This window comes from Patescibacteria group bacterium (assembly GCA_028707065.1).
In the GTDB taxonomy this organism is placed as follows: Bacteria; Patescibacteriota; Patescibacteriia; order Patescibacteriales; family WJLG01; genus JAQTUZ01.
In genome coordinates this window covers 1-11,597 of the sequence record JAQTUZ010000027.1, presented here as the reverse complement: position 1 = coordinate 11,597, position 11,597 = coordinate 1, and the positions used below count along the sequence as shown (strand labels likewise).

Annotated in this window: 7 protein-coding genes; 1 reads left to right on the top strand and 6 read right to left on the bottom strand. The window is 48.7% G+C overall.

All coding sequences use genetic code 11. The features are described 5' to 3' along the window. Both PHE24_06460 and PHE24_06455 read right to left on the bottom strand, forming a co-directional pair. Nucleotides 1–3,404: IPT/TIG domain-containing protein (locus PHE24_06460; protein MDD4902746.1), on the bottom strand; the 3,404-nt coding region annotated here is incomplete at its 3' end. Nucleotides 3,405–3,567: 163 nt separating this feature from the next. Continuing rightward, entirely contained in the window at nt 3,568–6,591 is a 3,024-nt protein-coding gene (locus tag PHE24_06455; GenBank protein ID MDD4902745.1) for a pilin, read from the bottom strand. Between the two features lie 229 nt (nt 6,592–6,820). On the opposite strand from PHE24_06455, the gene PHE24_06450 reads away from it, so the two are divergent. Then, nucleotides 6,821–8,293 (top strand): RelA/SpoT family protein, encoded by a 1,473-nt coding sequence (locus PHE24_06450; protein MDD4902744.1) that lies wholly within the window; start codon nt 6,821–6,823, stop codon nt 8,291–8,293. Nucleotides 8,294–8,426: 133 nt separating this feature from the next. On the opposite strand, the gene PHE24_06445 is transcribed toward PHE24_06450, so the two are convergent. The 4 genes from PHE24_06445 to PHE24_06430 form a co-directional block, all read right to left on the bottom strand. Continuing rightward, nucleotides 8,427–8,666: a 30S ribosomal protein S21 gene (locus tag PHE24_06445; protein MDD4902743.1), complete on the bottom strand. Its 240-nt coding sequence runs from the start codon at nt 8,664–8,666 to the stop codon at nt 8,427–8,429. A gap of 84 nt (nt 8,667–8,750) precedes the next feature. Beyond that, the gene (hisS, locus tag PHE24_06440) at nt 8,751–10,121 is read right to left on the bottom strand and encodes a histidine--tRNA ligase (GenBank protein ID MDD4902742.1); all 1,371 of its coding nucleotides are present in this window, start codon (nt 10,119–10,121) and stop codon (nt 8,751–8,753) included. A gap of 39 nt (nt 10,122–10,160) precedes the next feature. Then, on the bottom strand, nt 10,161–10,727 hold the full coding sequence (gene lepB, locus PHE24_06435) for a signal peptidase I (GenBank protein ID MDD4902741.1): 567 nt from the start codon (nt 10,725–10,727) through the stop codon (nt 10,161–10,163). Between the two features lie 499 nt (nt 10,728–11,226). Then, nucleotides 11,227–11,379 (bottom strand): hypothetical protein, encoded by a 153-nt coding sequence (locus tag PHE24_06430; GenBank protein MDD4902740.1) that lies wholly within the window; start codon nt 11,377–11,379, stop codon nt 11,227–11,229. Nucleotides 11,380–11,597: the final 218 nt, after the last annotated feature.

The window sequence follows — 11,597 nt, the reverse complement described above, 5'->3', positions numbered from 1 at the left end:
CATTGATAGTAACCGCAATATTTAACATCCGCGTAGTAGGTATCAACAAGAGGAAGTTTATTGCCCTTACTGTCAAAGGTCCGATTAATGCAGGAAATATTATCCGTTGAACGATCAGCGCAACAGGAACTATTATGCTGATTGCAAGTAGTCACATCTGATAACGCCGCGCAATCGCGGCAAACGCCGTCGGGGAACTTGGAATCGTTAAGATCGCAAAATTTTCCCGTGCTTCCCGTGCAATTGCAAGCCGCGTCATGTTCGGCCACGCTGGAGCCGACAGTGGCGCAGCCGCCGCAAGAACCATAGGCGCCATCGTTAGGATCAGTATTGGTTCCGCAAGTTCCTTCGCATTTCAAACCGGCGCAGCAATCTTGATCGGCATTGGCTTTGCGGCAGCAACAGGAGCAGGAATCCGCGGCGGCCTGCCGGCATTGGCCGTCGGACTGGCAGGTTGATCCGGACGGACAAATCGTTCCGGCAGCCGCGCAAACGCCGCTCAATCCGCTTTTAACGCAGGTGAAATCGCTGGCGCAAGGAATGCAGCCGGCCCCGGCCCCTCGATCGATGCAAACCGGCATTGAACCTTTCAATCCTTTTATCCAGCCGGTCGGGCAGCTGTTATTGCCGGCGTTATCAAAAATATAATTATTGATCGTCGCTTGAGTAACCGGATCTTTTATTGCCGCGCAATAAGTCCGGATATTTTTATTCCCTAAAGCATCGGTGGTCGTCGCGTCCAAACCGCAAAGCGCCAGATTTTTATCCACGCATTGATTGAGAGTAGCATTATAAACGCAGGCGCCGTTGGCGCAGCCGGGTTGGCTGTCACAAGCGGCATCATCGCACTTCTTGCCCGCGTCGCGCAGAATTCCGCCGCCGGCAAAAAGCGAGCACTGGCCCGGAGAGTTAGGACAGAGGTCGGAATTGCAAGTGCCGAAAATATTGCTTCTTTCCTGGCAGCTTCCCGGGGTTGTCGGAGGATTGCCTTTAGCGATCGTTGTGCTGAATTTAAATTCATAAACGCTGGTCGAAGCCGTAACCACGCAATCTTGGGCGATATTATCCACGCAAGTTCCGGCTTTATAAGTTTCGGCCGGGCAGCAAAACTGGCTGCCGCAGACCGTTGACTGATTGGCCGCTTGCAAACAGCTGCCGACCGAAAAATTCAACCCATTGCCTTCCAGGGCGTTAGCGGGCGACGAAGCGTTCTTGACCACGGTCACCGGACCGCTGGCGGCATCCCGGGGAACCGTTGCCGTAACCGTATTGGGAATATTATTACCATCCCAGTTGGCAAGATTGGCAGCGCCGCTGACATTTTGATTATGAAAAAATCTGACCAGGCTATTGGCCTCTTCAAAGGGATCGAAATATTCTCCCCACAAATTCACCGAGCTGCCGGGCTGGCCCATTACCGGACTGATCTTGCACAGCGAAGGTTTCAGGGAAAGAGTTTCGTCAACTTTAAAATTTTGCGGCGTCGCGCCCGCGCTGGTGAGCGTTTGGCCGTTGGCCAAGTCAACGGTTAAAATATCATTGAAATTCGGATCTATCCCCGGCGGAACTTTGACGATAATTTGCTTATCGCTCCAAATGCTGTCCGCGCAAACGGCGGGAAAATTGAAATCCGCCGGCTTGCCGGTAGCGGCATTGCCGAAATAAACCTGGCTCGCGCCTTGAATGGCGCCAAAACCATTACCGTGGATAGTGACATATTGTCCGACTTTGCCGGAAGCGGGTTCAAAAGAAGAAATGAACGCGCCGATCACGGGAGTGGAACTGTTGGTAAAAGTCAAATAATTGCTATTTTGTTTGCTGTCAGTGTTATAAACAAAAGTGGTGGTCTGGCCCGGATTGAAATTAGGCACGATCGTTTCGCCGGCGGTGGGATTAAAAGATGAGTTGACGCCCTGGATCGCCGAGTTGTAGCTGCCGAAGTCAGCCGAAGCGACGGTGCTGAAATTAACGCCGTTATAAAAAACACTGTCGCCCGATTTGCCTTCGGGAGTAACTTGGCAAAGGCCGGGCCGGGTAATGGAGTTAACGACAAAATCTTTTATTTTCGGTCCCCGGGAATCGTTGCTCAGATCGGTTTTTCCATCAACGGTGCTTACTCTGATCGGCCCGTCTTTGGCGCCATTGGGAACGACAATGATAATTTGTTTGGCCGTCCAGGAAGAAACACAATTGGGGTTTACGGTTTTAGGAAGATCACCGGCGACAAAAGAACCGGCGCCGTTGGAAAACTCAACCGTTCCGGTGGCATCGCCGAAATATTGCCCGCCGAGGGAAATAATATTGCCTTGGGCGCCATTGGGCGTATTGGTATCGCAAGCCGAGCCGGGACAATCGGAATCTTTTGAACAAATGTTGTTATGGTCATTGGCGCAAAAGCCGCCGACCGGGCTGACCCAATTGATGATCGGGTATTCCTGGCAGGTGCAGGCTTTGGGCGTTTTGGTTTCGCAGGTCAAATTATTGGAACAAAGGTTGCTCTCCGGCTGGCAGACGCCGACCGTGGTGGTGGCATTGCACGGATCGCCCACGCCGTTTGACGGCGCGCACTGGCAGGTGGCAAACTCGCAGGCCGAGTTATTCACGCACAAATTAAGCGGCTGGCAACCGGGCGTGTCCGCGCTCGCGTCGCAGGAACCGCCGTCGTTTATCCGAGGCTGGCAAGTACATAGTTTAGCAGGGTCGGAATTAGTGGTGTCGCAAAAATTAGCGCTGTCGCAAACGGATTCCTGCTGGCAGACTCCCAGCGTAACCGTGCCGCAGGAAGTTCCCGTGCCGCCGGACGTTTCACACAAACAAGTAGCCATATTGCAGCTCGACCCGACAGCGCAAACGCCGCCGCAGCTGCCCAAAGCTCCGCCGCCGCACTTTTCGCCGGGTCCGGGCGGGTTTACGATCGGAGGAGTAATGTGGCTATTACAATGGCAAGTGGAATCACAAGTGCCGACAGTACATCTGGTGGGATCCTGCACGCAGGAAGTCGCGCTGGAGCTGCACGGGCTGCCTTCTCCGCCCAACCCAGTCGCCTGTAATAAAGAATTTAAAATAAAGGTGGCGATGGCGAATGCCGAGAGAATTATGATCAAGCCGATGATCGCCGAAATCAAGACTTTTTTAGCCGTCGCGATCCGCTCTTCATTGCCGGCCGCCGTCATCCACAAAAATCCGCCGTAAATGATCAAGCCGAGGGCGATGACGCCCAAAAATCCCAGAGCGATTCTGATGATATTGCCCACGATCAGCCGCGGATCGGTCGCGGCCAAGCCGGTAACATTGCCGTAACTTAAACCCAGATCCGGCCCCTGGGCCAACGCGAAACCGGCCATGACAAAAATGCCGGCCAAAAGAGTTAGAGCTATAATTATTCTTTTCGATGATTTAAACATTGACACGCTTTAAAATTTTATAATTTTTGAATTTTTAAAATAAATTCTAATTTTTAATTTTTAAAAATTAAGCCTTAAAAATTCTTTAAAAATTTAAAAATTACAAAATTAAAGTTTGGTTCGAATATTCTTAATTCCTAAATCCTAATTCTTAAATCTACGATCAGGGGCAATCCCCGTTCGCGTCTAAATTTTTAGTGGCCACGCCGTAGCAGCAGGAAGGCTGCGTTTCGGAAACATTCTTGCAGGTTGATTGATCGCCCGACGGCTTGAAACAATTCTGATGGATATCGCGGACCGCCGAGCCGGCCTGGGCGCGGTAAGCGGAGGATTCGCCAAAATCGCCGTGCTTGATGATCGCGTTCGTCAAGAGCGGAGAATTATTGCCAAAAATGGTTTCGGTTTGGATCCAATAACCGACCGGATTATTGGCCGTATTCCAAAGATTGATATTTTTATGGGTTACTTTGGCCTGGCCGTTATCGATAATAGTGGAACCGGTGATCAGGGTAGTCGCCATCATCAATTTGCTGAAATTTATCTTGATGTCCTGTCCGACCTTCGGAGTCTCCCCTGCCGCGGGGGAAACCGACGAAACAACCGGCGCTCCAGTATCCATTTCTTTATTAACATAAAAGCTCCAGGAAAAATTATCGCCATTGGCGCAATAATAATAAGGAATGTTCGCCGAGCCGCAGGAAACAGAGCTGACGTTGTCTATCCGGCAAGCGCCGTAACCGGGCTCGTTTTCATTTTCATCGAAGATAAAAAGATTTCCTCCGCTATCCTTGATGGCGCCGGGCAATCCCAAATTTTTCATTTCCGTATTCATCAGGCTTTCGCATCCTGCCGGGCTTAAAGTTCCGCAAGCACAGCTGGAGCAGTAACTCGAGGTAATTTCTCCTAATACTTTATTTTGCTTAACGCGCGCCGCGATCACCGCCTTGATGATCTTTTCAAAATTATCCTGACAAGATTGGTTATTGGAATAGATCGGCGGATTGTCATTATAATTTGCGGCCGGACCGTCGGCGTAATTGTTGCGGTCGCCATCGAGAGAATTGAAAGCCGCGTCAGTCACGCCATCCGGACCGCCCGAGGGCGAAGCCTGGAGATTGGCTAAGGGGTAACGGCGAACTTCCGGGGCGGGAGGATCGGCCGCGGCATAATTACCGCCCAGATTTTGACTGCAAATATTATCAAGGCATTGATCGTAGTTCTTGCCGTCAACGTTTTTGCCAACGCAATCGGCATTGGTATCGCAAGACGCCAAGCTGGCCGCTTTGATTTTCACGGTCAAATGGCTGTCGGGCGGCAGACAATAGATCGGCTCGCCGCAGCCGTTGACGCCGCATTGGTTATCGCTGGTGAATTCCACTGTTTGATAAAGGTTGGCAATGGCGAATTTTCCCGACACGACCTTGCCGTCAGCATCGACGACCTGGATCGCCGACACGTCAGCGGAATTTCCGACCACGGTCGTAGGCAGGATCGGCTCATTGAAATTTATCTGGATGACCGTGTTCATCGGCTGGTCAGGCTGATTGCCGGCCGTGTTGACGTCGGGGTCAGCGCTGCTCGAACCATCGGCTCCGCCGCTCATCGGAACGATCACGAGCGCTCCGGACTTGGCGGGAGAATTAAAAGACAGATTGATATTATTGCCAGCCGCGCCGGCCGTAGCCGCGCTCACGGAAACCTGATCAGGATTAGCGGCGGAAATATCCGCGGTGATCCCCGCCTGTTTGGCCAGGGCGGCGGCGATATTCGCCGCCAGATCGGCCGGCACGCCGGTCACGGTTATTTGATTATCAGCGCCGGATTTTTTTACAAAAGTATAAACCAGCGAGCCGACTTGCAAGGAATCGGCTTGCTTGGCCGCGGTAAGATCGACCAGCCAGGAATTACCCTCGTGCAAATCGCCTTTGGCGGCAAGGGAAAAAGAATAAGTACCGGTAAAAATGACGGTACTGCCGACAAAATCGGCCGAGGTCAGATTGTCGCCGGCAGAGGTGGAGAGCGCCGCCTTAAAACCGTTGGCCTTTTGGGAAACGACAACTTTAAGATTGGAAGCGGCCGCGTCAAGATTGGGATCGACCGTGATCGACGCGTCCGGAGTTGACGGATCGCCGGCAACGGCCTTGGCCACCGTGCCGGTCGCGGCCACGAAATATTGCGGGTCTCTCGTCGCGCTGGCCGTGATCGATCCCGCGGCTCGAGCCGCTAAAACATTATCCTCACTGTCGCGGCCGTTATCCGGCGGCGGATAAACTCCGCTGGAAATCACTTGCGGCGGAATCAAATCGATCTTGTTGGAAACCTGGAATTGCCAATTCAAACTTCCCGAACAGCCCGAACCGGTAAAAGCGGAAGTATGATTGCTTTCCCGCTGCACGTCGGCCGTCAAATTAACCGTGTACCAAATACTGTCCGTCTCCGAGCCAAGATAGCTGGCCGGCCTGAAAGTGTATGTTTTGTGATCGGCCGTCACTAAAACCTGCGCCGACATATTAGTCGAAGGATTATCGCCATCGTTGGATTTGTAAATCTGCACGTTGGAAATTTTTATCGCCGACGGCGTCAAACATTTTCCGTTATTATCCGCCGAGGCGCAGCAGGATACGCCCTTGTCGGCGCTGGCGCAGATCGTCTTGGGATCGACCGCTTCCTTAAAAGTGACAAAAATCGCCGTGTTTCTGAACACCGCCATTTGATTGGGCACGGGGTAAACATTTTGCACGCTGCATTCGCCGATCGCTCCGGCCCCGTTGATACCGCCCCCGGGCGGCCCGCCGATATTATTGCCTCCCCCGGGTCCGGCTCCGGTCGCGCCTAATAAAGAATTTAAAATAAAAGTGGCGATGCCAAAAGCCGACAAAATTATGGCTAAGCCGATGATCGCGCTGACCAAAGTTTTTTTCGCCCGCTCGATCTGCTCTTCGTTGCCGCCCGCCGTCATCCATAAAAATCCGCCGTAAATGATCAGCCCCAAAGCGATGACTCCCAGCAAGCCCAAAAAGATCTGGATGATCCGGCCGATGATCAGCCGCGGATCGGTCGCGGCCAGCCCGGTGGCATTGCCGTATTCCAAGCCGAGATTGATCTGGGCGAAACTAATTTTAGCCACGGCAAAAACCGCGACCAAAACAAAAACGACAATAAAGATTTTGAGTATTTTTTTGCGCATCAAAAAAAATTGGAAAATTGGAAAATTAAACATTTAAAATCGCTGATTAGGCTGGCAAATTATCAAATTTTCCAATTTTCAAATATTCTATCCGATTGACTAATCCACACCTTTGTTATTAAATGATATTATACCACAAAAAACAAAGAGCACAAAGCAAAGAACATCGAACAAACTCGCTAAAAATTCGCGTAATGTTCTTTGCTCTTTGTTCTTTTGCTCCCTGTTTATGACTATCGAGCAAATCGCGGAAAAAGTGAAACAAAACAACCCCAAAGCGGACGTTGATTTAATCTGGCTGGCTTATGATTTTGCCGCCCGAGCCCACGAAGGCCAGACCAGGAAAAGCGGCGAACCTTATATCCAGCACAGCCTGCATACGGCTTTTGTTTTGGCGCGGATGAAAGCCGATCTGAACACGATCATCGCCGGACTGCTGCACGACGTGCCGGAAGACACAAGCTACACTTTCGCCGAGGTGGAAAAAAACTTCGGCCGCGAAGTCAGCAACTTGGTCAGGGGCGTAACCAAAGTGGGAAAAATCCGCTACCGGGGCATCCAGCGCTATCGGGAAAATTTGCGGAAAATGTTTTTGGCGCTCGCCGCCGACGTCCGCATCGTCATGATAAAATTCAGCGACCGCCTGCATAATCTGCGCACGATCGACGCCTTGCCTAAAGATAAGCAGGAACGGATCGCCAAAGAAAGCCTGGAAATTTACGTGCCGATCGCCGAACTCCTGGGCATCTGGGAATTAAAATGGCAGATGGAAGACATTTGCTTCAAGGTCCTTTATCCGGAAGAATTCAAAAAGCTGCAATATAAATATGAAGTTGAGCGCCGGGCGGAAAACAACCAGTATATCCAAAAAACGAAAAATATTCTGGACAAGGAATTAAAAACCGCCGGAGTCGGACACGAGATCGTCGGACGTTTCAAGCATCTTTACAGCATTTACCTGAAAATGCAGGAAAAAAATTACGCCTTTGACGAAATTCATGATGTCTTCGCCTTGCGCATTCTGGTCGGTCATATTTCCGATTGTTATAAAACTTTAGGAATCGTCCACTCGCTTTGGAAGCCGAAAGCCGGCCGCTTCAAGGATTATATCGCCTTGCCCAAGCCGAACGGCTATCGCTCCCTGCATACCACGGTTTTCGGGCCGGAAGGCAAGTCGGTGGAATTTCAGATCCGCACCGAAGAAATGAACGACGAAGCTCTCTACGGCATCGCCGCCCATTGGCACTACAAAAGAAAATACGAGAATGAAGACCGCCAGCAACCCCGCTGGGTGGAGGAAATTTTGGAGCTGCAAAAACAAATCGCTGACACCAAAGATTTCATCAAGAATATCCAGCTCGATGTTTTTCAGCACCGCATTTTCGTTTTAAGCCCGAAAGGCGACGCCTTTGAATTGCCCGAAGGCTCGACGCCGATCGATTTCGCCTATGCCGTGCACACGGACATCGGCAATAAAGCGGTCGGCGCCAAAGTCAACGAACAGATCGCCACCCTGGACCAGGAATTAAAAAACGGCGATATGGTGGAAATCATCACGGAAAAAAATAAAAAAGGCCCAAGCTATAGCTGGGTCAGTTTTGTCAAATCCAAGCGGGCCAAAGAAAAGATCAAACAGAATTCGCAAAAATATTCCATCTTCGGAAAATTCATGCCGAAATTCAAAGATAAAGAGGAAAAATAAAACTGAATATTTGAAAATTAGAAAATTTGATAATTTGACTATCAATCGACTAATTTAAATATCAAATTTTCAAATTATCTAATTATCAAATTGTCAAAAAAATACCGCCTTCGGGGCGGTATTTTTTTTATTTCTATCTTCGATACGTTGTTTCTTCTTCCGGCAGCTTGCCGATCTTGCGCAAATAATTTTTCTGTTTCCGCAGCTCCAGGCTTTTCAGGGCGTACTCTTTCTGTTTGCGGCGGCTTTTCTTGGGCGTCAAAGACCGCTTTGAGCGGGCGATATTCAAAGTTTTCGAATTGCGCAAGCCCTTATTGAAGCGGCGCAAGAAACTCTCAAAACTTTCTCCTTTTTTTCTTTTAAATTCAGTCATAATAAAGCACCTCGCTTTCCATTAATTATTAATTCAAACTTCAAGCTGCAAAAACAATGGTTACTTTTTCCGAGCCTAAAATTTTTAAATGGTATTTATCCGCTTCTCCACTTCGGCCTTTACTTTTTTATAATCAACCACTTCCTGATTGCCCGATTCCATATCGCGGACCATGATCGTCTTGTCGTTCATTTCTTTCTGCCCGAGGATCAAAGTCAGTTTGGCGCCCAGCGCGTTGGCTTCTTCCAATTGATCTTTCAGGCTGTCGCGGGTAAAAGCCTGTTTGACTTTCAAGCCGGCTTTGCGCAGTTCTTCGAACAGCACCATGGCCTTTCTTCTGGCCACATCGCCCAATTGCGCGATAAAAATAATATTCTTGTCGTCTTTTTCCAAAGGAATACCGCCGGTTTTGATTCTGGCCACCGTTCGTTCAATGCCGATGGCAAAACCGCAAGTCGGCGTGGGGCGACCCCCGAAGAATTCCACCAAAGTATCATAGCGTCCGCCGCCGCCCAAAGACAATTGTCCGTTCGGATTTTTTTCCCCTTCTTCCCGGACGGTGATCTCGAAAACCGTACCGGTATAATAATCCAAACCGCGGACCAAGCTCAAATTCAAATTATAAGGAATGTTCATTTCATCAAGATATTCCAAAACGCGGGTGAATTTCTTTTTGCAATCCTCACAGAGGAAATCAACGATCGGCGGCGCGCCTTCTTTCAAAGCGATGCAATTCGCTTCCTTGCAATCCAATAAGCGCAAAGGATTTCTTTCCAAGCGGCGTTTGCAATCATTGCATAAGTGCGAACGATTGCCCCTTTCTTTATAATAAGCGGACAGTTTTTTGATATATTCGCCGCGGCATTGCTTGCAGCCGATATTATTCACCTGCAATTCGATGTCGATCTGCAATTCGCTGAAAAGATTGTAAGCGATCAGCATCAGGAGAAAATCCGCCACCGGGCTGGCTTCGCCGAAAATTTCCATATCAAATTGGTGCGACTGGCGATAACGGCCGGCTTGCGGTTTTTCATGGCGGAAGATCGGGCCATAAGAATACATCTTCACCGGATGAGGCATATTCAACATGCCGTTCTCAATATAAGCCCGGACCAGGCTGGGGGTAATTTCCGGCCGCAAGGCGACTTTTTCGCCGTTTTTATCGACAAAAGAATACATCTCCTTGGAAACGATATCGCTGGTTTCGCCGGTAGATTTGCGGTAAAGCTCCAAGCCTTCCAGAATCGGAGTCTGGATTTTCTTAAAGCCGTAAATCTCCGCCAGATCGGAAGCTTTCTTGATCACCAGATCCCAATATTTATTTTCGTCAAAAATAATATCCTTCATCCCCCTTAAGCGGACGAATTTTTCCGAAAGACCCCGCTGCTTCAATTCCTCTTTGTGAAAAGGGTCCCGGCGTTGATTATTATTCCGGTTATTTTTTCTATGAGGCATATGACAATAAGTAAAAAGTTAAAAGTAAAAAGTGAAAAATTAATATTGATAGGCGGGGGTTTGAAAAACCGTCATCCTATTCAATGGCCAGCCGCGAAAGGCGACGCGGCCGATGACAAAACTGCGATCGACCGGTCCGAAACTGCGCGAATCTTTGGAGGAATTGCGATTGTCGCCCAAGACATAATATTCATTCGGCCCAAGCGTTACCGATTCCGTTCCGGTGTTGGCGATAGTTTTCACATCGGGCGACAGATAAGTTTCGTCAAGGACCGCGCCATCCTTGTATTGCTGATTATAAAGATAAACTTGCCCGTCTTTTATTTCCACTTTTTCCCCCGGCAAGCCGACCACTCTTTTAATAAAATATTCCTGCGGGTCCTTGGGATAGCGAAAAACAACGATATCGCCCCGGACCGGGTTATGGAAACGATAGCTGATCTCATCGATGATCAAATATTCATGATCAAAAAAATTCGGTTCCATTGAAGCGCCCTTGACGTAAAAAGGCTGAATGAGGAAGTACCGGACCGGAATGATTATTACCAATGAAATTACGACAACTTTAATCAACTCCCAAGTGAAGGAAAGGATCTTTTTTAACATGTCTTTTAAAAAATAATATCCCCTCCTTGTTTTATAGGGGAGTTTCGCGAGTAATTTAACTTATAACCAATATAACATTAAAAAATAGGAAGGTCAAGATTCGCGTAACACATAACACGTAACACGTAACAGGGCAAATTTCGCATAACACATATCACGTAACACGTAACATGGCGAATATAAAATGTTTTATAAATAATTATCTTTTTCTAAATTTTAAAATAAATCTATTTTAATTTATCCAGTAAGGTTAGTTGTTATGTGTTATGTGTTATGTGTTATGTGTTATGTGTTATGTGTTATGTGTTATGTGTTATGGCGGCTTGCGTATAACTTCGTTATCCCGCCATACGCGGGATTATACGATCCACCACTCGGCTTCGGCCAATGGCCTCGCCTTCCGCCCAAGGCGGACAAGCAAAAGGCTTGCGTATAACAAAACCGGTCTCCCAAAGGGAGGCCGGTTTTTGTTTTCCCGAATGAAGCCGACTTGTCTAAATTAGCCAACATCATCCTGTGGATAATTATAGCAGATGGGAAAGAGCGGGTCAAGAGATTTTGGCGATTGACGAGCAATGATTATTATTTTAAAAGTCCCCTCCTCGGGAGGGGTGGCCGCGCCTCGCGGACGGGGTGGGTCTATTCCCGACATTATTTTTAAAAATCTTTGCCACTTTTTTTAAAAAAAGTGGCGCATGCAAACCACCCCCAGACCCCTCCTTGGAAAGGAGGGGAGACGCGCTGGACAAATTTTGGGACGCTTCGCTATGAAACCTAGCAAAATTGCTATACTCGTCCGCTTTTATTTATAAATTTATTATAATAAAGAAGCGGCCTTCGGACAACGCAATTTTGCACGGTTTCCACGCT

Bases quoted from the DNA above. Each gene is read 5' to 3' on its own strand.
- PHE24_06455 (MDD4902745.1), bottom strand. From the start codon at position 6,591: ATGCGCAAAAAAATACTCAAAATCTTTATTGTCGTTTTTGTTTTGGTC.
- PHE24_06450 (MDD4902744.1), top strand. From the start codon at position 6,821: ATGACTATCGAGCAAATCGCGGAAAAAGTGAAACAAAACAACCCCAAA.
- PHE24_06445 (MDD4902743.1), bottom strand. From the start codon at position 8,666: ATGACTGAATTTAAAAGAAAAAAAGGAGAAAGTTTTGAGAGTTTCTTG.
- hisS (MDD4902742.1), bottom strand. From the start codon at position 10,121: ATGCCTCATAGAAAAAATAACCGGAATAATAATCAACGCCGGGACCCT.
- lepB (MDD4902741.1), bottom strand. From the start codon at position 10,727: ATGTTAAAAAAGATCCTTTCCTTCACTTGGGAGTTGATTAAAGTTGTC.
- PHE24_06430 (MDD4902740.1), bottom strand. From the start codon at position 11,379: ATGTCGGGAATAGACCCACCCCGTCCGCGAGGCGCGGCCACCCCTCCC.